Genomic DNA, 25000 nt, shown 5'->3' with positions numbered 1-25000 from the left:
CCGGTGGCTCAGGCCGACGGCACGATGCCCGCGACGCGTGCGGCCGCCAGCCACTGCGGGAACTCGCCGACGAGACGGTCGTACAGCTCGGTGTCCGACACCCGCCGCGGGTCGCGGCCCGCGTGGAAGAAGCCGGCGTTGTCCACGGGCCGCTTGCCGGGCACCGCCAGCTCGTCCAGCTTGCGCAGGAACTCGAACTGCCGGCTGCCCGGGTCGCCGAAGCCGACGAACTGCCAGAACAACGGGAGCCTCGCCGCCTTGCACAGGTAGCGTTCGGCGGCGAGCTTGTTGATCGGGCCGCCGTCGGTCTGGAAGACGACCAGCGCGGGTGCGGTCGCGCCGCTGTCCAGGTAGTGGTCGATGACGGTGTCCATCGCCAGGTGGTAGCTCGTCTTGCCCATGTGCCCGAGTGAGGCCGCGATCCGCTCGATACGGCCCGCATGGCCGTCGAGGGCGATGTCGGTGACGGCGTCGACGTCGGTCGAGAAGAACACCACGGGCACCCGGCCGTCGTCGTCCAGGTGCGCGGACAGGCCCAGCACCCGGTCGGCGAGCGCCTGCACACTGCCGTCCTGGTAGTACGGCCGCATGGAGCCCGAGTAGTCGACCACCAGGTACACGGCGGCCCGCAGCCCGTCCAGGCCGTGCTTGCGCAGTGACACCCCCGCCGACCGGTAGGCGCCCACCAGCGCGGGTGCCGTCTCCTCCACCTTGCGCAGACTGATCGCGGCCATGGTCCCCCCTCGCCGTCCGGGGCGCCGAGCCTACGTGATCACGCGCCCCTGGTGTCCCCGCGGCCGCCACCGTTCGCTATTTTGTTCGCCGCCGTCCCCACCGGCTCGTTTCCTGCCCAGCCTTCCTCCAAGGAGCCGGTTGTGACCGCCGAGTCAGCCGTCACCACGTGCTATCGCCATCCCCGGGTGGAGTCCCACGTCCGCTGCACCCGCTGCGACCGCTACATCTGCCCGTCCTGCATGCGCGAGGCCGCGGTCGGCCACCAGTGCGTGGGGTGCGTGAAGGAGGGCGCGCGGACGGTACGGCAGGCGCGGACCGTGTTCGGCGGCCGGATCAGCGCCGTGCCGCTGGTGACGTACGTCCTGATCGGGCTCAACGTGCTCGCCTACCTGGCGGAGCTGGCACGGCCCTCGGTGGTGGACCGGTTCGGCATGCTGGGCGCCGGGCTGCGCGACACGGACGGCGCGCACTACCTGTGGCAGTACCCGTACGGCTCGATGCACGCCGAGGGCCTCGTGGGCGGTGAGTGGGAGCGGCTGCTGACCAGCGCCTTCCTGCACATGCCGCCGGACGACGGCATCGGCGTGCTGCACATCGTGATGAACATGGCCTCGCTGTGGACCGTCGGCCGTGTCGTGGAGGCGCAGCTGGGCCGCGTCCGCTATCTCGCCCTCTACCTGCTGTCGGCACTGGGCGGTTCGGTCCTCGTCCTGCTCGTCGCCCCGGAGGCCCTGACGATCGGCGCGTCGGGCGCGATCTTCGGTCTCGGCGCCGCCTACTACGTGATGGGCCGCCGCCTCGGCTACGACATGCGGTCGGTCAACCAGCACATGGGCGGCCTGCTGCTCTGGCTGGTGCTGTCCGCGTGGGTGACGTCCTGGGAGGCGCACCTCGGCGGGCTGCTGGCCGGCGGCGCCGTGACGCTGGCCTACGCGTACGCTCCCCGGGACGGGCGCCGTACCCTCGTCCAGACGGGCGCCTGCGTGGCCCTGTCGGCGTTGCTGCTCATCCTGGCGCTGGTGAAGGTATCGGATCTCACGGGAGGGGCCGGCGCATGAGACGAGCCGGAGTCCTGCTGTTCGCGGCCGTGCCGGTCGTCGTCACCGCGGCGGTGTACGCCGCCACCCCCGACGGGTCCGGCGACTCCGGGGGCACGCGCCTGTCCGCCGCCCAGCAGGCCCGCCAGGAGGCCAAGACGCGGGCCGAGTCGGAGCGGGCCGAGGACGCGGAGGTCATCGCCGACGCCCCGGCCGGTCTGGAGGCGCCCGCGAAGAAGGAGCTGGCGCAGCGGCTCGTGGCGAGCGCCGAGAACTCCACGCTCGACTGGCAAAGCGCCTACGGCTACATCGAGGACATCGGCGACGGGCAGGGCTACACCGCCGGCATCATCGGCTTCTGCACCGGCACCCACGACCTGCGGACCCTGGTCGAGCGCTACACCGAGGCCCACCCGCACAACGGGCTGGCGCGCTACCTGCCCGCCCTGCGCAAGGTCGACGGTACGCCCTCCCACAAGGGTCTGGAGCCGGGCTTCGTCCCGGCGTGGAAGCGGGAGGCGAAGGTCCCCGCGTTCCGCGACGCGCAGGAGAAGGAGCGCGACCGCGTCTACTTCGAGCCGGCCGTCCGGCTCGCCAAGCTCGACGGCCTGGGCACGCTGGGCCAGTTCGTCTACTTCGACGCAATGGTCTTCCACGGCCCCGGCACGGGCCCGAACAGCTTCTACGGGTTGCGCGAGCGCGCCCTCGCGGAGGCCGACAGCCCCTCCGAGGGCGGCAGCGAGAAGAACTACCTGGACATCTTCCTGGATGTGCGCCGCAAGGCCATGAAGGCGAGGAAGGCCACCATCGACACCTCCCGCATCGACACGGCCCAGCGGGAGTTCCTCTACGACGGCAACCTGGACCTGCGCACGCCGCTCCGGTGGAAGGTGTACGGGGAGTCGTACCGGGTGCCGTAGCCGCGAGGCTGCCGGGCATGCGGCGGCGCCCGCCCAAGAGTCCGGTCGGGGACAGGTGGGCGGGCGCCGTCAGTGTTCCGTACGCCTTTGTACGGGACGTCTCGTGAGGGCTTGTCAGGCCCTCGGGCGGGTCAGACCGCGAGCGCGCGGTCGGTCGGGCGGATCGGGGCCGGCAGGTCGCTGGCGCCGGTCAGGAAGCGGTCGACACCGCGGGCCGCGGAACGGCCCTCGGCGATCGCCCAGACGATCAGCGACTGGCCGCGGCCCGCGTCGCCGGCGACGAACACGCCGGGCACGTTCGTCTGGAAGGCGGCGTCGCGGGCGACGTTGCCGCGCTCGTCGAGCTCCAGGCCGAACTGCTCGACCAGGCCGTTCTCCCGGTCGGTGCCGGTGAAGCCCATGGCAAGGGTGACCAGCTGGGCCGGGATCTTGCGCTCGCTGCCCGGCTTCTGGTTCAGCTTGCCGTCGACGAACTCGACCTCGGCCAGGTGCAGCCACTGCACGTTGCCGTCCTCGTCGCCCTCGAAGTGGGTGGTGGAGGCGGAGTAGATCCGCTCGCCGCCCTCCTCGTGGGCCGAGGTGACCTTGTAGAGGATCGGGAAGGTCGGCCAGGGCTGGTTCGTCGCGTGCCGCTCGTCGTTCGGGCGGGGCATGATCTCCAGCTGGGTGACGGAGGCCGCGCCCTGGCGGTGGGCGGTGCCCACGCAGTCCGCGCCCGTGTCGCCGCCGCCGATGACCACGACGTGCTTGCCCTCGGCCGAGATCGGGGCGGTGACGTAGTCGCCCTCCTGGACCTTGTTCGCCAGGGGCAGGAACTCCATCGCCTGGTAGATGCCCTTGAGTTCACGGCCCGGCACCGGAAGGTCGCGGGCGGTCGTGGAACCGGCGGCGATCACGATCGCGTCGTACCGCTTCTTCAGGTCGCGGGCGTTGATGTCCCGGCCGACCTCGACACCGGTACGGAAGCGGGTGCCCTCCGCGCGCATCTGCTCGATACGGCGGTTGATGTGCCGCTTCTCCATCTTGAACTCGGGGATGCCGTACCGCAGGAGGCCTCCGATGCGGTCCGCGCGCTCGTAGACGGCGACGGTGTGACCGGCCCGGGTCAGCTGCTGGGCGGCGGCCAGGCCCGCCGGGCCCGAGCCGATGACCGCGACCGTCTTGCCGGACAGCCGCTCGGGCGCCTGCGGGGCGACGTCACCGGTCTCCCACGCCTTGTCGATGATCGAGACCTCGACGTTCTTGATGGTGACCGGCGACTGGTTGATGCCGAGCACGCACGCCGACTCGCAGGGGGCCGGGCAGAGCCGGCCGGTGAACTCCGGGAAGTTGTTCGTGGCGTGCAGCCGCTCCGACGCCGCCGACCAGTCCTCGCGGTAGGCGTAGTCGTTCCACTCCGGGATCAGGTTCCCGAGCGGACAGCCGTTGTGGCAGAACGGGATGCCGCAGTCCATGCAGCGGCTGGCCTGCTTGCTGATGATCGGCAGCAGGGAGCCGGGGACGTAGACCTCGTTCCAGTCCTTCAGGCGCACCTCGACGGGACGGGACTTGGCGACCTCACGGCCGTGGTTCAGGAAGCCCTTCGGGTCAGCCATTGGTCGCCGCCTCCATCATCTTCTCGGTGATCTCGGTCTCGGAGAGACCGGCTCGCTCGGCGGCGTCCTTGGCGGCGAGCACTGCCTTGTACGTGCTGGGGATGATCTTGCTGAAGCGCTCCGCGGAGGCGTCCCAGTCGGCGAGCAGCTTCCCGGCGACCGTCGAGCCGGTCTCCTCGGCGTGCCGGCGCACCACGTCGTGCAGCCACTGCTTGTCCGTGTCGTCCAGCGCCTCGACGGCGTCGACGTTGCCGACGTTGACGTTGTCGCGGTCGAGGTCGATGACGTAGGCGACGCCGCCGGACATGCCCGCCGCGAAGTTGCGGCCGGTCGGGCCGAGGACGACCGCGTGGCCACCGGTCATGTACTCGCAGCCGTGGTCGCCCACGCCCTCGGAGACGACCAGCGCGCCGGAGTTGCGGACGCAGAACCGTTCACCGGTACGGCCGCGCAGGAACAGCTCGCCGCCGGTGGCGCCGTAGCCGATCGTGTTGCCCGCGATGGTCGAGTACTCGGCGAGGTGGTCGGCCGCGCGGTCCGGGCGGACGACGATCCGGCCGCCGGACAGGCCCTTGCCGACGTAGTCGTTGGCGTCGCCCTCCAGGCGCAGCGTGACGCCGCGCGGCAGGAACGCGCCGAAGGACTGGCCGGCGGAGCCGGTGAAGGTGATGTCGACGGTGTCGTCGGGCAGGCCCGCGCCGCCGAACTTCTTCGTCACCTCGTGGCCGAGCATGGTGCCGACCGTGCGGTTGATGTTGCGGATGGCGACCTGGGCGCGCACCGGCTGCGCCTCGGTCGCGTCGCTCGCGGCCAGGGCGTCGGCGGCGAGCTTGATCAGCTCGTTGTCGAGCGCCTTCTCCAGGCCGTGGTCCTGGGCGATCACCCGGTGGCGGACGGCGCCCTCGGGCAGGTCCGGCACGTGGAACAGGGGCTCCAGCTCCAGGCCCTGCGCCTTCCAGTGGTCGACCGCGCGCTCGACGTCCAGCACCTCGGCGTGACCGACGGCCTCCTCGATGGAGCGGAAGCCCAGCTCCGCGAGCAGCTCGCGGACCTCCTCGGCGATGAACCGGAAGAAGTTGACGACGTGCTCGGCCTGGCCGGCGAAGCGCTCGCGCAGCGTCGGGTTCTGGGTGGCGATGCCGACCGGGCAGGTGTCCAGGTGGCAGACGCGCATCATGATGCAGCCGGAGACGACGAGCGGAGCGGTCGCGAAACCGAACTCCTCGGCGCCGAGCAGTGCGGCGACGACCACGTCACGGCCGGTCTTCAGCTGGCCGTCGGTCTGCACCACGATCCGGTCGCGCAGGCCGTTGAGCAGCAGGGTCTGCTGGGTCTCGGCGAGGCCGAGCTCCCAGGGGCCGCCCGCGTGCTTCAGGGAGGTCAGCGGGGAGGCGCCGGTGCCGCCGTCGTGGCCGGAGATCAGGACGACGTCCGCGTGCGCCTTGGACACACCGGCCGCGACCGTGCCGACGCCGACCTCGGAGACCAGCTTCACGTGGATCCGCGCCTGCGGGTTCGCGTTCTTCAGGTCGTGGATCAGCTGGGCGAGGTCCTCGATGGAGTAGATGTCGTGGTGCGGCGGCGGCGAGATCAGACCGACACCCGGCGTCGAGTGACGGGTCTTGGCGACCCACGGGTACACCTTGTGGCCGGGCAGCTGGCCGCCCTCGCCGGGCTTGGCGCCCTGGGCCATCTTGATCTGGATGTCGTCCGCGTTGACCAGGTACTCGGAGGTCACGCCGAAGCGGCCGGAGGCGACCTGCTTGATCGCCGAGCGGCGCGCCGGGTCGTACAGGCGCTCCGGGTCCTCGCCGCCCTCACCGGTGTTGGACTTGCCGCCCAGCTGGTTCATGGCGATGGCGAGGGTCTCGTGCGCCTCCTTGGAGATGGAGCCGTACGACATGGCGCCCGTGGAGAACCGCTTGACGATCTCGCTGACCGGCTCGACCTCGTCGACGGGGATCGACGGGCGGTCCGACGTGAAGCCGAACAGGCCGCGCAGCGTCATCAGGCGCTCGGACTGCTCGTTCACGCGGTCCGTGTACTTCTTGAAGATGTCGTAGCGGCCCGTGCGCGTGGAGTGCTGGAGCCGGAAGACGGTCTCCGGGTCGAACAGGTGCGGCTCGCCCTCGCGGCGCCACTGGTACTCGCCGCCGATCTCCAGCGCGCGGTGCGCGGGAGCGATGCCGGAGGCCGGGTAGGCCTTGGCGTGGCGGGCGGCGACCTCCTTGGCGATGACGTCGATGCCGACGCCGCCGATCTTGGTGGCGGTGCCGTTGAAGTACTTCTCGACGAACTGCTGGTCCAGGCCGACGGCCTCGAAGACCTGGGCGCCGCGGTAGGAGGCGACGGTGGAGATGCCCATCTTGGACATGACCTTCAGGACGCCCTTGCCGAGGGCGTAGATCAGGTTGCGGATGGCCTGCTCGGGCTCGGCACCGGACAGGAAGGTGCCGGCGCGGACCAGGTCCTCGACGGACTCCATCGCCAGGTAGGGGTTCACGGCGGCCGCGCCGAAGCCGATGAGCAGGGCGACGTGGTGGACCTCGCGGACGTCACCGGCCTCGACCAGCAGGCCGACCTGGGTCCGCTGCTTGGTGCGGATGAGGTGGTGGTGGACGGCCGAGGTGAGCAGCAGCGACGGGATCGGGGCGTGCTCGGCGTCCGAGTGCCGGTCCGACAGGACGATCAGCCGGGCACCGTTGTCGATGGCCGCGTCGGCCTCGGCGCAGATCTCCTCGATGCGGGCGGCGAGCGAGTCGCCGCCGCCGGAGACCCGGTACAGGCCGGAGAGGGTCGCGGCCTTGAAGCCGGGCATGTCGCCGTCGGCGTTGATGTGGATGAGCTTGGCCAGCTCGTCGTTGTCGATGACCGGGAAGGGGAGGGTCACCGAGCGGCACGAGGCGGCCGTGGGCTCCAGCAGGTTGCCCTCCGGGCCCAGCGACGAGCGCAGGGAGGTGACCAGCTCCTCGCGGATCGCGTCCAGCGGCGGGTTGGTGACCTGCGCGAAGAGCTGGGTGAAGTAGTCGAAGAGCAGCCGCGGGCGCTCGGACAGGGCCGCGATGGGCGAGTCCGTGCCCATGGAGCCGATCGGCTCGGCGCCGCTGCGGGCCATCGGCGCGAGGATGACGCGCAGCTCTTCCTCGGTGTAGCCGAAGGTCTGCTGGCGGCGGGTGACCGAGGCGTGGGTGTGGACGATGTGCTCGCGCTCGGGCAGGTCGCCCAGCTCGATCTCGCCGGCCTCCAGCCACTCCGCGTACGGCTTCTCGGCGGCGAGGGACGCCTTGATCTCGTCGTCCTCGATGATGCGGTGCTCGGCGGTGTCGACGAGGAACATCCTGCCGGGCTGCAGCCGGCCCTTGCGGACGACCTTGGCCGGGTCGATGTCGAGGACGCCGACCTCGGAGCCGAGGACGACGAGGCCGTCGTCGGTGACCCAGTAGCGGCCGGGGCGCAGACCGTTGCGGTCGAGCACGGCGCCGACCTGGGTGCCGTCGGTGAAGGTGACGCAGGCGGGGCCGTCCCAGGGCTCCATCATCGTGGAGTGGAACTGGTAGAAGGCGCGCCGGGCCGGGTCCATGGAGTCGTGGTTCTCCCACGCCTCCGGGATCATCATCAGCACGGAGTGGGGTAGCGAGCGGCCACCGAGGTGGAGCAGCTCCAGCACCTCGTCGAAGGTGGCCGAGTCGGAGGCGTCGGGCGTGCACAGCGGGAAGAGGCGCTCGAGGTCGCGGTCCCCGAAGAGCTCGGAGACGAGCTGGGACTCGCGGGCGCGCATCCAGTTGCGGTTGCCCTTGACGGTGTTGATCTCACCGTTGTGCGCGACGAAGCGGTACGGGTGCGCGAGCGGCCACGACGGGAAGGTGTTGGTGGAGAAACGCGAGTGGACGAGCGCGACGGCCGACGCGAAGCGGCGGTCGGACAGGTCCGGGAAGAAGGGCTCCAGCTGGCCGGTGGTCAGCATGCCCTTGTAGACGATCGTCCGGGCGGAGAGGGACGGGAAGTACACGCCCACCTCGCGCTCGGCGCGCTTGCGCAGCGCGAACGCCTTGCGGTCCAGCGCGATGCCCTCGCTGGCGCCGTCCTCGACGAAGATCTGCCGGAAGGCCGGCATGGTGGAGCGGGCGGTGGCGCCCAGCAGCTCCGGGGCGACCGGGACCGCGCGCCAGCCGAGGACCGTGAGGCCCTCCTCGGCCGCGATCGTCTCGATACGTGAGACGGCGTCCTCGGTCCCCTCCTCCGGCAGGAAGGCGATGCCCACGGCGTAGGAGCCGGCCGCGGGGAGGCCGAATCCGGCCACCTCACGGAAGAAGGCGTCCGGCACCTGGGAGAGGATGCCCGCGCCGTCGCCGGAGTCGGGCTCGGAGCCGGTGGCGCCGCGGTGCTCCAGGTTGCGCAGTACGGTGAGCGCCTGCTCGACCAGCGTGTGCGACGCGTCGCCGGTGAGAGTGGCGACGAAACCGACGCCGCAGGCGTCGTGTTCGTTGCGGGGGTCGTACATACCCTGTGCAGCAGGGCGAGCATCCATGAAGGACCAGTTCTGGCCATTCGCGGAATGCTGGGACGGCTGGCGCGGCGTACGCATCGGCTCTCCCGTCGTCGTCATGTGGCATGTGGCAAGTGCCGAGGGACGACGTTGGCCCTCTGCGATAAGTGCAAAATTTCGTGCAGGTTACATGATGGATCCGGACTCGGGAACCGGATACTCCGTTCCACCATGCGGACGCCACGGGGTCCGTGGCCGGGTGCCACACGGGTGCGGCGGGGTGCCGCGCGGGGCGGCGAAACGTATGCGGGGGACCACTGCGGACGAGATCGGTCGGATCGGTGTCCGTCGGCCCTGGGGGGCGGGGGGAGCCTCGTCGGCCCACCCCACGGGGATGCGGCGGGCGTCATTGCCCGCAGTGCTTACGGCTCATGCCCACCGGTTAAGCATTCGAAACCAGTGAGTAACGGCTACTTATACAGCCCAATGCATAAGTACCGGCGGCGCTATCCTACGGCCGTTCCGAACAGGCTGCCCAGGGCGTACGTCACACCGGCCGCCGCGCCACCGAGAGCGAGCTGCCGCAGACCGCTGTACCACCAGCTCCGTGCGGTCACCTTGGCCACGACGGCACCGCAGCCGAAGAGACCGGCGAGAGCGAGTAGCACGGCGGGCCACAGCGCGGTCGCGCCGAGCAGGTACGGCAGCAGGGGCAGCAGGGCGCCGAGGGCGAACGAACCGAAGGACGAGACGGCCGCGACCAGGGGCGAGGGCAGATCGCCGGGGTCGATGCCCAGCTCCTCGCGGGCGTGTATCTCCAGGGCCTGCTCGGGGTCCTTCGACAGCTGCCGCGCCACCTCCCGGGCCAGCGCGGGCTCCACCCCGCGGGCGACGTAGAGCGCGGCGAGCTCGTCCTCCTCGTCCTGGGGGTGCTTGCGCAGCTCACGGCGCTCGACGTCGAGCTCGGCCTCGACCAGCTCGCGCTGGGAGGCGACGGAGGTGTACTCGCCGGCCGCCATGGAGAAGGCGCCGGCGGCGAGGCCCGCGAGCCCGGTGAGGACGATCGCCTGCTGACCCACCGAACCGCCGGCCACACCGGTCATCAGGGCGAGGTTGGAGACCAGGCCGTCCATCGCGCCGAAGACGGCGGGGCGCAGCCAGCCGCCGTTGACGTCGCGGTGGGTGTGGTTGTCGCGGTGCGCCTCGTGCAGCGCGGCCTCGGTGTCGATGATGGCCATGCGGGACCCCCGGGGATAGCTTAGCCAAAGCTAACTTTGGACGAGTTCTACTTTTTGATAACCCCGAACCTACGCTGATCATTCCGATCCCGCCAGCAAGGAAAGGCTGGGCTAACCTGCGCTTTTACCGTCGGTCGCTCGTTCGTGCGAAGAGCTGCTCAGATGCCGAGCGGGTGACTCCACGTCCGTGGAGGCTCGTGGCGACGGCTGTCGTGGGACACATCCGCAAAGTGGTCCTGCGAAGGAGGCCGCCCGATGGTGTCGATCGCTCGCAATCCCCCGGTCCCGGCGCCCGGGGACGCCGCCGAACTCCGCGAACGGGCCCGCGGCGCCCTGCTGGGCCTTGCGGTCGGTGACGCGCTGGGGGCGCCGGCGGAGAACCTCAGACCGTCCGAGATCCGCGCCCGCTGGGGCCGTATCACCGGGTACGTCACCGACAGGCCGTCCGGCACGGACGACACCGAGTACGCGATCTTCTCCGGGCTGCTGCTCGCCCGGCACGGCTCCGCGCTGACCCCGGCCCATGTGGAGGCGGCCTGGCACGAGTGGATCGCGGACCGGGCCGAGGGCCCCTTCCGGGGCGCGGGCTTCAGCGAACGCGGCACCCTGGAGAACCTCCGCCGGGGCCTGGCCGCGCCCATCTCCGCCCAGCACCGCCATGCCTGGAGCGACGGGCTCGCGATGCGGGCGGCTCCTTTCGGGGTCTTCGCGGCGGGACGCCCCGGGGAGGCGGCCCGGCTGGTGGCCGTGGACGGCTCGATCAGCCATGAGGGCGAGGGCATCTACGGCGGCCAGGCGGTCGCCGCGGGAGTGGCCGCGGCGATGGCGGGAGCGCCGGTGACGGTGGTGATCGCCTCCGCCCTCGCGGTCGTCCCGGACGACTCCTGGACGGCCCGCTCCCTGCGGCGCGCGGTCACCGTGGCCCACCGCGGCGAGCGGGCGGTCCGCTCCGCGGTGGTCATCGGCGGCTACCCCTGGACCGACCTGGCCCCGGAGGCGGTCGCCCTCGCCTTCGGCGCGTACGCGGCGGCGGACGGCGACTTCCGGGAGGCGGTGCTGACGGCCGTCAACATGGGCCGCGACGCCGACACGACGGCGGCGGTGGCCGGCGCGCTGGCCGGGGCCACCCAGGGGCTGGCCGCGATCCCGCCCGACTGGGCGTCCGCCATCGGTCCCGCCCGCGGCCGCTGCCTGCCCTCCATGGCGGGCCACCACGTCCTGGACGTGGCGGAACTCCTGGTGCCGGGCGAGGGCGGCAAGTGGGGCGCGGACGTCGTCCTGCCGGAGGTACTGCCGGAACGCCTGAGAGGGCTGCTCCGGGGGCCCGCTCCCGACCCTGTCCCGGACACCTCGCAGCCCGTCCACGAGGTCAGGCAGGTGCTGCCGCAGAGCCTCGGGCGGGAACCGGCCCGGGAGGCGGCGCCCGCCACGGGGAGCACGCCGGCACCGCACACCACGGACAGCCCGCCACGGCCGGCCGCCGTGTCCGCAGCCGCCGACGACGCACCGCAGCCGGCCGCCGCGTCGGCGGCCGCCCCGGCCTCCCTCCTGTCCGCCTCCCGACCGGCCACGGCCCCGGCTTCCCTGCCCACGGCCCCCGAGCCGGCCGGTCCACCACCGCACACGCCCGCCGAGGGGCCGGCCGGGCAGCCCCCGGTACTCGTCCCCGCCACCGGGCCCTGCGAGCGCCCCTCACCCCCGGCGCCCACTCCCCCGCCCACCGAACGGCCCCCAGCCCGCCCCACCACCTCCGCGTCCGCCGAACGCCCCCCGGCCCTGCCGCCCGCCGAGGAGCCGGCCGGGCAACCCCCGGTACTCGTCCCCGCCACCGGGCCCCGCGAGCGCCCCTCACCCCCGGCGCCCACTCCCCCGCCCACCGAACGGCCCCCAGCCCGCCCCACCACCTCCGCGTCCGCCGAACGCCCCCCGGCCCTGCCGCCCGCCGAACAACCGATCCCCCTCCCGACCACGCCCCGGCCGAGCGGACACTTCCCCCCGCCCGCGCCCGCGGCCGAGGCCGCCGAGCGACCCGGCGCGCTCCCCCTCGCCCCCCGGCCGACCGGACCGAGCGCCTCCGGGCCCACCGACCCACCCGCCCCCCGCGCGACCTCCCCCCACCCCGCCGACGCGACCCCGCCCCCCGCGTCCGCCCCCGCCGGACAGCCCCCGCCCCTCCCGGCCCGGCCCGGCGCGGGTGGCCCGGGTGCCGGGGAACAGAGCCCGCTGGTCGGGGCCGGGAACGGTGGGTCGCAGGACAGCGAGGGCCGGTCGTGAGCGCGCGCCGGGTCGAGGGACTCCTTCTCGGTCTGGCCGCCGGAGACGCCGCCGGCTGGCCCGCGGCGAGGCACCGTGCCGCCCGCATGCCCGAGTGGACCCGCCGTCTGACCCGGGAACTGGACACCTTCGCGGAGCAGAACGCCACCACCACCCTCCCGGTGCCGATCGCCCTCAACCAGCCCCCCGAGCCCCTCCGCCTCGGCCCCTCCGACGACGCCGAGTGGGCCGTGTTCGCCGCCGAGGCGGTCCTGCGGGCCGGCGACGACGACGTCCTCGGCGACCTCAGCCGGGAACGCCGTATGCGCGCCGCCATCGACCTCACCTGGACCGCCGTCGCCTGCGAGGTCGCCGCCGCCGCGGAACGCGCCCCGGAGATCGAGGCGGCCGTCCTCCCCCTGCGCGCCCGCATCTCCGTACGGGCGGGGCTCGGCAACCTCGCCGCCGGCCTGCGCCCGCCCGCCACCGGACACGACAACCCGCACTACTTCGACGACGCGGCCTGCGTCCGCGCCTGCGTCCTCGCGGTCGCCCACCCCGGAGACGCCCGACGCGCCGCCGCCCTCGCCGAGTTCGACGCCCGTTACACCCAGGACGGCGACGGCGTGCACGGCGCCCGCGCGATGGCGGCGGCCCTGGCGCTGGCCCTCGCCGGAGCGGACACCGGCACCTGCGTGACCGCCGCGCTCGCCGAACTTCCCGCGGACACGGAGATCGGCCGCAACACCCGCCACGCGCTCGCACTGGCCGAGGACGGCGAGTCGGCCTTCGCCCTCGTCCCGCTCCTCGAACACCAGATCGTCGACCACGTCTACAGCTACGGCATCGCCGCCGCCGAGACCGTCCCTGTCGCCCTGGCCCTCGCCACCGCCGCGCGCGGCCGTATCGCCGAAGCCGTACCCGCCGCAGCCTGCCTGTCCCGGGTCGCCGACTCCGCCCCCGCCCTCGCGGGCGCGCTGACCGGCGCCCTCGGCGGCGGCGCGGCGATCCCGCAGACCTGGCGGGACGCCTGCCGCACCCTGTCCGGCTGCGCCCTGCCCCGCCTCACCGGCACCGACCTGGTGGAACTCGCCGGACTCCTGGAAGCCGCGCAACCGGCCCTTCCGGGAGGATGATTCGGGCATGACGCCCGAAGAACCCAAAGACCCCGAACGAGCCACCGACCCTCCTCGATCCGCGGAGGCGGACCGCGGCGAACCGCCCCGGCACGGACTCGACGAGCGGATCACCGGAGCGCTCGTGGGTGCCGCCGTGGGCGACGCCCTCGGCGGCCCGGTCGAGGGCTACTCCCCCGACCAGATCACGGAACGCCACGGCGGCCGGATCCACGGCGTCGTCGGGCCCTGGCACGGCGCCGACTGGCGCACCGCCCGCCCCATCGCGCCGTACCACAAGGGCGACGGCCACGTCACCGACGACACCCTGATGACCCACGCGCTGATCCGGGTCTACGACCGCGTCCGCGACCACCTCGACGCGTACGCGATCGCCGACCACCTGGTCCCGGATCTGATGACGAACCCCCGCTGGATCCCGGAACTGGAGGCGGAGGCGCTGCCGCTGCACCGCGTCTTCCTCGCCGAGAAGTGGCTCGTGGCCCGGCTCGCCTACGGCCACGTCGATCCCCGGGAGGCGGGCACCGGCAACATCGTCAACTGCGGCGCGGCGATGTACATGGCCCCGGTCGGCCTGGTCAACGCCGCCAACCCGGCCGCAGCGTACGCCGAGGCGCTGGACGTCGCCGGTGCGCACCAGTCGTCGTACGGCCGAGAGGCGGCCGGGGTCTTCGCCGCGGCCGTCGCCGCCGCCACCGCACCGGACGCCACCCCGGACTCGGTCGTGACGGCCTGCCTGTCCCTCGCCCGGGACGGCACCCGCGCGGCGATCGAGAAGGTCTGCGAAGTGGCGTACGGATACAGCGACTTCGAGTCGGCGCTCGGCCCGCTGCGCACGGCGGTCGCCCCGTACGACACGGTCGGCCCCGACTACCGCGCGCCCTCCCTCGGCGCCCGCCGCCCCTCCCGGCTGCACTCCATCGAGGAACTCCCCGTCGCCCTCGGCATGTTGCTGGTCTCCGGCGGCGACTACCGGCACGCCGTCCTCGGCTCGGTGAACTACGGCCGCGACTGCGACTCGATCGCGACGATGGCCGGGGCCCTCGCGGGCGCCCTCGGCTCCCCCGTGCCCGAGGACTGGGCGAAGACCGTCGCGGAGGCGAGCCGCCTGGACCTGTGGGCCCCGGCCCGCACGCTCACCGCCGTCACCCGCGAGGTCTTCGAACGGGACGTACTGCGCCGCCGCTCCCACGAGCAGGCGTTCACCGCGCTCGGAGGCCGCCCGTGCTGCGCCTGACCTGGGTCCAGCCGGAGGACCTCCTGGGCCACGAACTCCGCCAGGCCCGGCTGGACGGCCGGGAGCCGGCGGCGGTCGCGGCGCGCTGGCGCGCGGCCGGCGGCCCGGACGCGCCGGACCGCGCGGGGGCGTCCCCGCATCGCGTGTCCCGGTACCTGCGCCTGCTGGCCGATGACCTGCTGGACGAACTCGCCGACCTGCCGAGCAGACTGGCCGAGGACGAGCCGACGGACCTGCCCGGGATCAGGGCCGCCTGTCCGGACTGGCCCGCCGCACGGGACCTCCCCGGGCCGGCCCCGGCCGCCCTGGAGGCCGCCTGGCTGGGCCGGGCCATCGGCTGCCTGCTCGGCAAGCCGGTGGAGAAACTCCCGCTGGACGGTGTCCGCGCCCTCGCCCAGGCCGCTGGGAACTGGCCCCTGACCGGCTACTTCACCGCCAGGGGCGTCCCCGCCGCGCTTCTCGACACTTACCCCTGGAATCGCCGCTCGGCCGCCACCTCCCTCGCCGAGAACATCGACGGCATGCCCGAGGACGACGACCTCAACTACCCCCTGCTGAACCTGCTGCTCCTCCAGCGCCACGGAAAGTCCTTCACCACCGCGGACGTGGCCCGGCTCTGGCTGGACGAACTCCCGCCCGGCCGCACCTTCACGGCGGAGCGCATCGCCTACCGCAACCTCCTGGGCGGTATCGAGCCCCCGCACACCGCACGTCACCGCAACCCGTTCCGGGAGTGGATCGGCGCCCTGATCCGCGCCGACGTGCACGGCTGGAGCAACCCCGGCGACCCGGCCGCCGCCGCCGAACAGGCACACCGCGACGCCGTCCTCACCCACACCGCCAACGGCGTCTACGCGGCGATGTTCACGGCCGCCGTCATCGCCACCGCCGCCGCGGGCACCGACGACGTCCACGGCTGCCTGCGCGCCGGCCGTGCGGTGGTCCCGTCCCGGTCCCGGCTGGCGGGGGCGGTCGACCACGCCGTCCGGCTGGCCGCCGCGCACGAGGACTTCGACACGATCGTGGACGAACTCCACGCCACCTACGCCGCCACCCACCACTGGGTGCACGCCGTCCCCAACACCGCCCTGATCGCCGCCGCCCTCAGCCACGCGGACGGCGACTTCACCGGGTCCGTCGGACGCGCGGTGTCCGGCGGCTGGGACACCGACTCGGCCGGCGCCACCGCCGGCAGCGTCGCCGGGCTCCTGGCCGGCGACCCCGCGGCTCTCCCCGACCGCTGGCGGGCCCCGCTGAAGAACCGGCTCGCCACCACCGTCGGCGACTTCGACGGCACCGGATTCGACTCCCTCGCCCACCTCACCCACCTGGTCACCCACCCGGAGGCGACCCGCTCATGACCCATATCGCCGTCCTCGGCAGCACGAACATGGACCTCGTCGCCTATGTCGGCAAGGCCCCGCAGCGCGGGGAGACCGTGACGGGACGGGAGTTCCGCACGGTCCCCGGCGGCAAGGGCGCCAACCAGGCCGTCGCCGCGGCCCGCGCCGGCGCCACCGTCTCGATGATCGGCGCCGTCGGCAACGACGCATTCGGCCTGCGCCTGCGCGACACCCTCGAACACTCCGGGGTGGACACCGACTCCCTGCGCACCGTCGAGGGCCCCTCCGGCACCGCGCACATCGTGGTCGACGACGAGGGCGGCAACTCGATCGTCGTCGTCCCCGGCGCGAACGGCACCGTCGACCACCTCTCCCCCGGCGACGAGGGGGTGATCGCCTCCGCCGACGCCCTGCTGCTCCAGCTGGAGATCCCCCTGGCCGCGGTCGTCGCGGGCGCCGAGGCGGCCCGCCGACACGGGGTCCGCACCGTCCTCACCCCGGCCCCCGCCCAGCCCCTGCCGGCCGAACTCCTCGCGGCGACCGACCTGTTGGTGCCGAACGAGTACGAGGCGGTCACCCTCACCGGCCGCACCGACCCGCGGGAGGCCGCCGCCGCCCTGCTGGACCAGGTCCCGGAGGTCGTCGTCACCCTCGGCGCGACCGGCAGCCTCTACCTGGCGCGAGGCGTCGAACCCCTGGTGGTCCCGGCGCCCCAAGTGCCCGCCGTCGACTCCACGGGTGCGGGCGACACCTTCGTCGGGGCGCTCGCGGTGGCCCTCGCCGAGGAGAAACCGGTGCGGGAGGCCCTGTCCTGGGCGGCCGCCGCGGCGGCGCTCTCCGTCCAGCGGGCCGGGGCGTCCGCGTCGATGCCGTACCGCCCGGAGATCGAGGCGCAGTACACCGCATGAGGACGACCACGCCCACGCCCCCCGCCCTGGACGGTCTGCGGGTCCTGGACCTCGCGACCCTGTTCGCCGGCCCGCTGGCCGCCACGATGCTCGGCGACTTCGGCGCCGAGGTGATCAAGGTCGAGCACCCGCGCAGGCCCGACCCCTCCCGGGGGCACGGCCCCGCCAAGCACGGGGTCGGCCTGTGGTGGAAGGTGCTCGGCCGCAACAAGCGGACCGTCACCCTCGACCTGTCCACGTCCGGCGGCCGCGCCACGCTGCTGCGACTCGCCGCCGGTGCCGACGTCGTGATCGAGAACTTCCGCCCCGGCACCCTGGAGAGATGGGACCTGGGCTGGGACGAGCTGTCGGCGGCCAACCCACGGCTCGTCCTCGCCCGGGTCACCGCCTTCGGCCAGTTCGGCCCGTACGCCCGCCGCCCGGGGTTCGGCACCCTCGCGGAGGCGATGAGCGGCTTCGCCGCGATCACCGGCGAGCCGGACGCGCCGCCGACGCTCCCGCCCTTCGGGCTCGCGGACTCCGTCGCGGGCCTGGCGACCGCGTGCGCCGTGCTGACCGCGCTCGCCGCACGGGAGCGCACCGGCACGGGCCAGGTCGTCGACATGGCGATCATCGAGCCGATCCTGTCGGTCCTGGGCCCCCAGCCCACCTGGTACGACCAGCTCGGCTACGTCCAGGAACGCACCGGCAACCGGTCCGCGAACAACGCCCCGCGCAACACCTACCGCACCGCCGACGGCGCCTGGGTCGCCGTCTCCACCTCGGCGCAGTCGGTCGCCGAGCGGGTGATGCGCCTGGTGGGCCGCCCGGAGCTGATCGGGGAACCGTGGTTCGCGTCCGGCGCCGACCGGGCCGCCCACGCCGACGTGCTGGACGAGGCGGTCGGCTCCTGGATCGCCGTCCGCGACCGCGCCGAGGTGCTGGCGGCGTTCGAGAAGGCGGAGGCGGCGGTGGCCCCGGTCCAGGACGTCCGTGACGTCCTCGCCGATCCGCAGTACCAGGCCCTGGACACGGTCACCACCGTCCCGGACCCCGAGCTGGGCGCCCTGCGCATGCAGAACGTCCTCTTCCGCCTCTCCGCGACCCCCGGCGCGATCCGCTGGGCCGGCCGCCCGCACGGCGCCGACACCGAGGCCGTGCTCACCGAGGCGGGCCTCGGCCCGGACGAGATCGCCGCCCTGCGCGCGGAGGGCGCCCTGTGACCCCGACCCCGCTCACCTGGCTCTACGTCCCCGGCGACCGCCCGCACGTCGTCACCAAGGCGCTCGTCGCGGGCGCCGACGTCGTGGTGATCGACCTGGAGGACGCGGTCGCCCCGGACCGCAAGGAGTACGCCCGCACGGCCACGGCCGAGCTGCTCCGCGCCCCCCAGCCGGTCCCGGTGCACGTCCGCGTCAACGCCCTGGACGGCCCCTGGGCGGCCGCCGACCTCACGGCGCTGGCCACCCTGCCGGGCGTCCGCGGGCTGCGGCTGCCGAAAGTGACCTCGCCCGGCCAGATCAGGCAGGTCGCGGTGACGACGCCGCTCCCGCTGTACGCCCTGCTGGAGTCGGCCCTCGGCATCGAGCACGCCCACGAGATCGCCGGCGCCCACCCCTCCCTGCGGGGCATCTCCCTGGGCGAGGCCGACCTCCGGGCCGACCTGGGTGTCCGGGCCGACGCGGGCCTGGACTGGTCCCGCTCCCGCGTGGTCGTCGCCGCCCGCGCGGCCGGACTCGCCCCGCCGCCGCAGTCCGTCCACCCCGACATCCGCGACCTGGACGGGCTCGCCGCGTCCTGCGCCCACGGCCGCGCCCTCGGCTTCCTGGGCCGCGCCGCCATCCACCCCCGGCAGCTGCCGGTCATCGAGCGGGCCTATCTCCCCACTCCCGCGGAGATCGAGCAGGCCGAGACGATCATCAAGGCCGCGGCGGCGGACCCGGGCGCCCAGGCACTGCCCGACGGCCGCTTCGTCGACGCGGCGGTGGTCGCCCTCGCCCAGCGGACCCTGTCGCTGGCCCGCAGAGGGTGACGGGACCCCGCCACCGCGGCCACGCGCCCGGAACACACCGAGGGCGCCCGGAGATCCCGGGCGCCCTCGGTCACGTACGACCCGCGGTCAGCTCTTCTTCGGAGCGGACTCGGCGGTCTCCTCCGTCACCTGCCCGGCGGCCGGCCCGGCCTTCCCGTCGGCGTCGGCGACGGTTTCCGTGCCGTCGGACGGGCCGTCCGGGACACCGTCGGCCGGCTCCTCGGGGGCGTCCTCGGCCGAACCGGTGGCGGACCCGTCCGCCGGAGTCTCGGAGGCGCCGTCGGAGGCACCCGGCTCGACGACCGCCTCACGCCCGGGCCGGATCCTCGACGACACCACGATGTACACCACGGCCAGCAGGAAGACGAACAGCGCGGTCCAGTCGTTGAGGCGCAGGCCCAGGATGTGGTGGGCGTCGTCGACGCGCATGTACTCGATCCAGCCGCGGCCCACGCAGTACGCGGCGACGTACAGCGCGAACGCCCGGCCGTGTCCCAGCTTGAAGCGGCGGTCGGCCCAGATGACGAGGAGCGCCACGCCCACGCACCACAGTGACTCGTAGAGGAAGGTCGGGTGGTAGTAGCCCGGCACCCGGCCGCCCTCGGAGGAGGTGATGTGCAGCGCCCACGGAACGTGCGTCTCGCGGCCGTACAGCTCCTGGTTGAACCAGTTGCCCCAGCGGCCGATGGCCTGCGCGAACGCGATGCCGGGCGCGACGGCGTCGGCGTAGGCGGGCAGGGGGATGCCACGACGCCGGGCGCCGATCCACGCGCCCAGCGCACCGAGCGCGATCGCACCCCAGATGCCCAGGCCGCCTTCCCACACCTTGAAGGCGTCCACCCAGTTGCGGCCGTCGCTGAAGTACAGCTCGTAGTCCGTGATCACGTGGTAGAGCCGGCCGCCGATCAACCCGAACGGCACGGCCCAGACCGCGATGTCGGCGACCGTTCCGGAACGTCCGCCACGGGCGATCCAGCGCCTGTTGCCGAGCCAGACGGCGACGAACACACCGATGATGATGCAGAAGGCGTAGCCGCGCAGCGGGATGGGGCCGAGGTACAACACCCCGTGCGACGGGCTGGGAATGTAGGCAAGTTCCATGACAGGTCCGACGCTACCGTGCCGGGCGGTGGGGACGGCAAGCCGCCCGGCTACGGGTCCATAACGGGGGCGTGAGAAACGCTTACCCGTTGGCGGCGTCCTCCACCATCTGCTTGAGCTTGGCCGGGGTCATCGTCTGGTCCTGGTAGATGTTCTTGCCGTTGAGCAGGACCGTCGGCGTGCCGCCGAAGTTTCCGGCCTTGAAGGCCGCGTGGGACTTGTCGACCCAGCTGTTGTGGGTGCCGTCCTTCACACACGTGCGGAAGGCGGGCGTGTCCAGGCCGTTCACCTTGCCGGCCAGCTCGATCAGCCTGGCGTCGTCACCGAAGGCGTCGTCGGTCTCCTTCGGCTGGTTCGCGTACAGCACGTCGTGGTAGTCACGGAACTTCCCGGCGTCCTGGGCGCAGGCGGCGGCGTTCGCCGCGCGCAGCGAGCCGGTGCCGCCGAGGTTGCCGTCGATCAGCCGGACCAGGTGGTACTCGACCCGCAGCTTCCCGGCGTCCGTCAGCTCGTGGAGCGTAGGCCGGTACGCCGCCTCGAAGGCCTGACAGGCCGGGCAGCGGAAGTCCTCCCAGACGGTGAGCGTCGACTTGGCGCCGTCCTTGCCGACCGGGATCGCGAGGCTGTCCTTGCCCTGCGCGCCCGAAGGCGCCACGGCCGGGCCCGCGCTGCCGCCCTTGTCCTTGCCGGCGTTCGCGGCGAGCACGCCGATCACCGCCGCGAGCGCCAGGACGCAGACGACGCTCGCGCCCACGATCAGCGTGCGCCGACGCCTGTCCGCGGACTTCTGCTTCTCACGCTCGACCGCCAGCCGCTCCCGGGCGGTGCGCTTTCCGTCACGGTTCTTCTCGCTCACACCCCCAGAACGAACCGGGGAGGCGCAGCGCGCCTCCCCGGACCGAGGTCCACTCGTTCGAGTGACCGAATGTTCCACGGTGGTCGTGCGGGATGTGCTGATAGGACAGGTGACCTGCGGTTACGCCTGTTACGCCTGTCCGCGCACGCCCTTGGCGAGTTCCCCGGCGAGCGCGCGGACCGCCTCCAGGCCGGTCGCGTCGTCGGGTGCGTCCAGCATCCGCTTCACGAAGGCCGAGCCGACGATGACGCCGTCGGCGAAGCCGGCGACCTCGGCGGCCTGGGTCGCGTCGGAGACGCCGAGTCCGACGCACACGGGCAGCGCGGAGCCGGCGGCGCGGGTGCGCTCGACCAGGTCCTGGGCCTGCGCGCCGACCGACTCGCGGGTGCCGGTGACGCCCATCAGCGAGGCGGCGTAGACGAAGCCGCTGCCCGCCGCGGTGATCCGGGCGAGCCTCTCGTCCTTGCTGCTGGGGGCGACGACGAAGACGGTCGCGAGGCCGTGCTTCTCGGCGTGCTCCCGCCACAGGGCGGACTCCTGCACCGGCAGGTCGGGCAGGATGCAGCCCGCGCCGCCCGCCTCGGCCAGCTCGGCCGTGAAGCGCTCGACGCCGTAGCGGTCGATGGGGTTCCAGTACGTCATGACGAGCACGGGCTTGCCGGTGGCCGCGTGGGCCTCCTTGACCGTGCGCATGACGTCCGCGATCTTGACGCCGCCGCGCAGGGCGATGTCGTCGGCGGTCTGGATGACCGGTCCGTCCAGGACGGGGTCGCTGTGCGGCAGACCGACCTCGACGACGTCGGCCCCGCCGTCGAAGACGGCCTTGATCGCCTCGATGCCGCCGTCCACGGTCGGGAACCCGGCGGGGAGGTAGGCGATGAGCGCGGCCCGGCCCTCCGCCTTGGCGGCGGCGAGCGTGTCCGCCAGCAGCTGGATGTTGCCGCTCACTTGGCGTCCCCCTCGATCTCGGCGGTGTCGGCTTCGTTGGCGGCCACCTCGGCGTCGGTGTCGTACAGGCCGAAGTAGCGCGCGGCGGTGTCCATGTCCTTGTCGCCGCGCCCCGACAGGTTGACGACGATCAGGCCGTCCCTGCCCAGCTCCTTGCCGACGTCCAGGGCGCCGGCGAGGGCGTGGGCGCTCTCGATGGCCGGGATGATGCCCTCGGTGCGCGACAGCAGGCGCAGGGCCTGCATGGCGGCGTCGTCGGTGACCGCGCGGTACTCGCCGCGGCCGGAGTCCTTGAGGTAGGAGTGCTCGGGGCCGATGCCCGGGTAGTCCAGACCGGCCGAGATCGAGTACGGCTCGGTGATCTGGCCCTCCTCGTCCTGCAGGACGTAGGACCGGGAGCCGTGCAGGATGCCGGGCTCGCCCGCGGTCAGGGTGGCCGCGTGCTCGCCGGTCTCGATGCCGTGGCCCGCCGGCTCGCAGCCGATCAGGCGGACGCCGTCGTCGGGGATGAAGGCGTGGAAGAGGCCGATGGCGTTGGAGCCGCCGCCGACGCAGGCGATCGCCGCGTCGGGCAGGCGTCCGGCGCGCTCCAGGATCTGGCGGCGGGCCTCGACGCCGATCACCCGGTGGAAGTCGCGCACCATGGCCGGGAAGGGATGGGGCCCGGCGACGGTGCCGAAGAGGTAGTGCGTGCGGTCGACGTTGGCGACCCAGTCGCGGAACGCCTCGTTGATGGCGTCCTTCAGGGTGCGGCTGCCGGACTTCACGGCGACCACCTCGGCGCCGAGCATGCGCATGCGGGCCACGTTGAGGGCCTGGCGCTGGGTGTCGATCTCGCCCATGTAGATGGTGCATTCGAGGCCGAAGAGCGCACAGGCGGTGGCCGTCGCGACGCCGTGCTGGCCGGCGCCGGTCTCGGCGATGACCCGGGTCTTGCCCATGCGCTTGGTGAGCAGGGCCTGGCCGAGGACGTTGTTGATCTTGTGGGAGCCGGTGTGGTTGAGGTCCTCGCGCTTGAGGAACACCCGGGCGCCACCGGCGTGTTCGGCGAACCTGGGCACCTCGGTGAGGGCGCTGGGGCGGCCGGTGTAGTGGACGAGCAGGTCGTCGAGCTCGCGGGCGAACTCGGGGTCGGCCTTCGCCTTGTCGTACTCGACGGCGACCTCGTCCACGGCGGCGACGAGCGCCTCCGGGATGAACTTGCCGCCGAACGCGCCGAAGTAGCCCTCGGCACTGGGCACCTGGCCGGTGGGATCGGGGATGAAGAACTCGCTGGGCATGCGGATACCTCGCAGGGGCTGGTGCCCCGGGTCGCTGGGCTTGGGGTACGGGTACGCGTGCGCCGGCCTCGCCGGTGTTCTCCCACCCGCCCGGCCCCGCCTGTCGGCAGGGCCCGGACAAGCACCCTCCCGGGCTACCGGGCTCCGCCCACCGCACGACTCCGCCGGCGGACCGAGCCGCGATACGGCCAGGTCACCGTCGGCCGGCCGGCTCACGGTCGTCCCGGGGGCCGTGTCCGATCGACGGTCGCCGACCCGGCGGGGCCGTTCCGCGATCGGTTCACGACCCGGCGGGCCGCTTCCGGCCGACCGGGTCGCGGTCCTTGACCGGCCGCTCCGGTCGAGCGGTCACGAACCCGGTGGGCGTTCTCCGGGCGACCGGCTCACGATCCCGTGGGGACCGCATCCGATCGCCCGTGTCGCGAACCCGGTGGGTCGCTCTCCGGTCAGCCGCTCACGACCCCGAAGGGACCGCGTCCGGTCGACCGAGCACGTCCCGTGCGGGCCGCGGCCGGTCGAGGCGGGTCACGGACCCGGTGGGGTCGCCGCCGGACAACCGGTCCGGGGATCCCGTGGGGCGCTCCCGACGGCCGCGTCGCGAACCGGACGGGCCGCTCGTCAGCCGGCCGAGCCGCGGGCCGGACCGGGCGCGAGCCCGCAGGGCCGCCCGTCGGCCGACCGCGTCGCGGACCCCGGGTGGGTCATCGCTCGGCGGGCCGAGCAGCGAACCGTCGCGGGCCGGAGAGCCGGTGGGTGGGCGAGGGCCGAGGGGCCGGAGCCCCGGGTCGGCCCGGGTGGGGCGAGGGTGAGGCTCAGCCGAGGGTCGGAGGAATACGGCCGCTCAGCCGGCGCACACGGCGGGACGCCATCGCATGCCGTTCACCTGGCCGGGCTCGTCGCCGATCACATAGCGGACCCGCCGCCCGTGCACCCGTCGCGCGGGGGCACGGCAGCCGCGGGGCCGGCAGCCGCGGGCGAGGCGGGCATACGGGTCCCGCGTCGCCGGGGTGATCGGAAGCATCATCGGCACCAAGCCTACCGAAGGATCAGCCCCGGCCGTGCCGGAGCGCGGGGTGCTCGCCCGCGGCGACCAGGTCGGAGACGGCGGCCTTGGGGTCGCGTCCGGTGACGAGGGACTCGCCCACCAGGACCGCGTCCGCACCGGCGTTGGCGTAGGCGATCAGGTCGTGCGGTCCGCGGACACCGGACTCGGCGACCCGCACGAGGTGGTCGGGGATCTCCGGGGCGAGCCGCTCGAAGGTGCCGCGGTCGACCTCCAGCGTCCTGAGATTGCGCGCGTTCACACCGATGATCTTGGCGCCCGCGTCCACGGCCCGCTCGACCTCGTCCTCGTCGTGCACCTCGACGAGCGGGGTGAGCCCGATGGACACGGCCCGCTCGATCAGCGACTCCAGGGCCGGCTGGTCGAGGGCGGCCACGATCAGCAGCGCGAGGTCGGCACCGTACGCCCGGGCCTCCCACAGCTGGTAGGACGTGACGATGAAGTCCTTGCGCAGGACCGGGATGTCCACGCGCGCGCGGACGGCCTCCAGATCGTCCAGCGAGCCGCCGAAGCGGCGCTGTTCGGTGAGGACGGAGATGACGGCCGCGCCGCCCGCCTCGTAGTCCGCGGCCAGCCCGGCCGGGTCGGCGATCGCGGCCAGCGCGCCCTTGGAGGGGCTCGAGCGCTTGACCTCGCAGATCACCTTCACGCCGTCGCCCTTGAGCGCGGCCACCCCGTCCTTGGCGGCGGGGGCCTTGGCCGCGCGCTCCTTGAGCTCGTCGAGGCTGACGCGTGCCTGCCGCTCCGCGAGGTCGGCACGGACTCCGTCGATGATCTCGTCGAGCACACTCACGCGAGCGGCCCCCTTCCGGACGGTGGTTCCTTCAGGTTCTGAAAACCTCTGGTCACTGCG

The 25000-nt window shown here is 73.3% G+C and carries 19 protein-coding genes; 9 read left to right on the top strand and 10 right to left on the bottom strand.

Annotated elements, in window-relative coordinates; all coding sequences use genetic code 11:
* Positions 1-8: 8 nt before the first annotated feature.
* Entirely contained in the window at positions 9-734 is a 726-nt protein-coding gene (locus BLW57_RS28685) for a VWA domain-containing protein (RefSeq protein ID WP_093478458.1), read from the bottom strand.
* 141 nt (positions 735-875) lie between these two features.
* Here BLW57_RS28685 and BLW57_RS28680 point away from each other — a divergent pair, with 141 nt between their 5' ends.
* Complete coding sequence (locus tag BLW57_RS28680) at positions 876-1793, top strand: rhomboid family intramembrane serine protease (RefSeq protein WP_093478456.1); 918 nt, start codon at positions 876-878, stop codon at positions 1791-1793.
* Complete coding sequence (locus BLW57_RS28675; RefSeq protein ID WP_093478455.1) at positions 1790-2692, top strand: chitosanase; 903 nt, start codon at positions 1790-1792, stop codon at positions 2690-2692. Before BLW57_RS28680 ends, BLW57_RS28675 begins: the two co-directional genes overlap by 4 nt.
* A 131-nt stretch (positions 2693-2823) precedes the next feature.
* Here the strand turns inward: BLW57_RS28675 and BLW57_RS28670 are convergent, their stop codons facing one another.
* From BLW57_RS28670 to BLW57_RS28660, 3 genes are all read right to left on the bottom strand, one after another.
* The gene (locus BLW57_RS28670; protein ID WP_093478453.1) at positions 2824-4287 is read right to left on the bottom strand and encodes a glutamate synthase subunit beta; all 1464 of its coding nucleotides are present in this window, start codon (positions 4285-4287) and stop codon (positions 2824-2826) included.
* Entirely contained in the window at positions 4280-8872 is a 4593-nt protein-coding gene (gene gltB / locus BLW57_RS28665; protein ID WP_176985767.1) for a glutamate synthase large subunit, read from the bottom strand. Before gltB ends, BLW57_RS28670 begins: the two co-directional genes overlap by 8 nt.
* A 407-nt stretch (positions 8873-9279) precedes the next feature.
* Entirely contained in the window at positions 9280-10011 is a 732-nt protein-coding gene (locus BLW57_RS28660) for a VIT1/CCC1 transporter family protein (protein ID WP_093478450.1), read from the bottom strand.
* Between the two features lie 255 nt (positions 10012-10266).
* Between BLW57_RS28660 and BLW57_RS40985 the strand changes: the two genes are divergently transcribed.
* Genes BLW57_RS40985 through BLW57_RS28625 form a run of 7 tightly spaced genes read left to right on the top strand, consistent with a single transcriptional unit; the run spans position 10267 to position 18899 of the window.
* Positions 10267-12285: an ADP-ribosylglycohydrolase family protein gene (locus BLW57_RS40985; RefSeq protein ID WP_143051628.1), complete on the top strand. Its 2019-nt coding sequence runs from the start codon at positions 10267-10269 to the stop codon at positions 12283-12285.
* Positions 12282-13400, top strand: coding sequence for an ADP-ribosylglycohydrolase family protein (locus BLW57_RS28650; protein WP_093478449.1), 1119 nt, complete (start codon positions 12282-12284; stop codon positions 13398-13400). The genes BLW57_RS40985 and BLW57_RS28650 overlap by 4 nt, the downstream gene beginning before the upstream one ends.
* A gap of 7 nt (positions 13401-13407) precedes the next feature.
* Positions 13408-14637, top strand: coding sequence for an ADP-ribosylglycohydrolase family protein (locus BLW57_RS28645; protein WP_093478447.1), 1230 nt, complete (start codon positions 13408-13410; stop codon positions 14635-14637).
* A complete protein-coding gene (locus BLW57_RS28640) occupies positions 14625-15998 on the top strand; it encodes an ADP-ribosylglycohydrolase family protein (protein WP_093478446.1) in 1374 nt (457 codons plus the stop codon). The genes BLW57_RS28645 and BLW57_RS28640 overlap by 13 nt, the downstream gene beginning before the upstream one ends.
* On the top strand, positions 15995-16888 hold the full coding sequence (rbsK, locus tag BLW57_RS28635; RefSeq protein ID WP_093478445.1) for a ribokinase: 894 nt from the start codon (positions 15995-15997) through the stop codon (positions 16886-16888). Before BLW57_RS28640 ends, rbsK begins: the two co-directional genes overlap by 4 nt.
* Entirely contained in the window at positions 16885-18090 is a 1206-nt protein-coding gene (locus tag BLW57_RS28630) for a CaiB/BaiF CoA transferase family protein (protein ID WP_093478443.1), read from the top strand. The genes rbsK and BLW57_RS28630 overlap by 4 nt, the downstream gene beginning before the upstream one ends.
* Positions 18087-18899: an HpcH/HpaI aldolase/citrate lyase family protein gene (locus BLW57_RS28625; RefSeq protein WP_093478442.1), complete on the top strand. Its 813-nt coding sequence runs from the start codon at positions 18087-18089 to the stop codon at positions 18897-18899. Before BLW57_RS28630 ends, BLW57_RS28625 begins: the two co-directional genes overlap by 4 nt.
* Before the next feature lie 87 nt (positions 18900-18986).
* On the opposite strand, the gene lgt is transcribed toward BLW57_RS28625, so the two are convergent.
* The 6 genes from lgt to trpC form a co-directional block, all read right to left on the bottom strand.
* Positions 18987-20000: a prolipoprotein diacylglyceryl transferase gene (gene lgt, locus BLW57_RS28620; protein ID WP_093478440.1), complete on the bottom strand. Its 1014-nt coding sequence runs from the start codon at positions 19998-20000 to the stop codon at positions 18987-18989.
* Positions 20001-20082: 82 nt separating this feature from the next.
* The gene (locus tag BLW57_RS28615; RefSeq protein WP_073892802.1) at positions 20083-20856 is read right to left on the bottom strand and encodes a DsbA family protein; all 774 of its coding nucleotides are present in this window, start codon (positions 20854-20856) and stop codon (positions 20083-20085) included.
* Between the two features lie 129 nt (positions 20857-20985).
* Positions 20986-21804, bottom strand: a complete 819-nt coding sequence (gene trpA / locus BLW57_RS28610; protein ID WP_093478439.1) for a tryptophan synthase subunit alpha — start codon at positions 21802-21804, stop codon at positions 20986-20988.
* On the bottom strand, positions 21801-23084 hold the full coding sequence (gene trpB, locus BLW57_RS28605) for a tryptophan synthase subunit beta (protein WP_093478437.1): 1284 nt from the start codon (positions 23082-23084) through the stop codon (positions 21801-21803). Before trpB ends, trpA begins: the two co-directional genes overlap by 4 nt.
* A gap of 841 nt (positions 23085-23925) precedes the next feature.
* Positions 23926-24108, bottom strand: coding sequence for a tryptophan biosynthesis modulator TrpM (gene trpM / locus BLW57_RS28600; protein ID WP_073894086.1), 183 nt, complete (start codon positions 24106-24108; stop codon positions 23926-23928).
* A gap of 22 nt (positions 24109-24130) precedes the next feature.
* Positions 24131-24940: an indole-3-glycerol phosphate synthase TrpC gene (gene trpC / locus BLW57_RS28595; RefSeq protein ID WP_093478436.1), complete on the bottom strand. Its 810-nt coding sequence runs from the start codon at positions 24938-24940 to the stop codon at positions 24131-24133.
* Positions 24941-25000 lie beyond the last annotated feature (60 nt).

The sequence above is a fragment of the Streptomyces sp. 1222.5 genome, from assembly GCF_900105245.1.
Taxonomy (GTDB): Bacteria; Actinomycetota; Actinomycetes; order Streptomycetales; family Streptomycetaceae; genus Streptomyces; species Streptomyces albidocamelliae.
The sequence above is the reverse complement of the archived record's forward strand: the minus strand, read 5'-3'. Positions and strand labels throughout refer to the sequence as shown.

Coding starts and splice junctions, on each gene's coding strand:
- lgt (WP_093478440.1), bottom strand. CDS start 20,000: ATGGAACTTGCCTACATTCCCAGCCCGTCGCACGGGGTGTTGTACCTC.
- BLW57_RS40985 (WP_143051628.1), top strand. CDS start 10,267: ATGGTGTCGATCGCTCGCAATCCCCCGGTCCCGGCGCCCGGGGACGCC.
- BLW57_RS28670 (WP_093478453.1), bottom strand. CDS start 4,287: ATGGCTGACCCGAAGGGCTTCCTGAACCACGGCCGTGAGGTCGCCAAG.
- gltB (WP_176985767.1), bottom strand. CDS start 8,872: ATGCGTACGCCGCGCCAGCCGTCCCAGCATTCCGCGAATGGCCAGAAC.
- BLW57_RS28645 (WP_093478447.1), top strand. CDS start 13,408: ATGACGCCCGAAGAACCCAAAGACCCCGAACGAGCCACCGACCCTCCT.
- trpB (WP_093478437.1), bottom strand. CDS start 23,084: ATGCCCAGCGAGTTCTTCATCCCCGATCCCACCGGCCAGGTGCCCAGT.
- BLW57_RS28675 (WP_093478455.1), top strand. CDS start 1,790: ATGAGACGAGCCGGAGTCCTGCTGTTCGCGGCCGTGCCGGTCGTCGTC.
- trpM (WP_073894086.1), bottom strand. CDS start 24,108: ATGATGCTTCCGATCACCCCGGCGACGCGGGACCCGTATGCCCGCCTC.
- BLW57_RS28660 (WP_093478450.1), bottom strand. CDS start 10,011: ATGGCCATCATCGACACCGAGGCCGCGCTGCACGAGGCGCACCGCGAC.
- BLW57_RS28630 (WP_093478443.1), top strand. CDS start 16,885: ATGAGGACGACCACGCCCACGCCCCCCGCCCTGGACGGTCTGCGGGTC.
- BLW57_RS28685 (WP_093478458.1), bottom strand. CDS start 734: ATGGCCGCGATCAGTCTGCGCAAGGTGGAGGAGACGGCACCCGCGCTG.
- rbsK (WP_093478445.1), top strand. CDS start 15,995: ATGACCCATATCGCCGTCCTCGGCAGCACGAACATGGACCTCGTCGCC.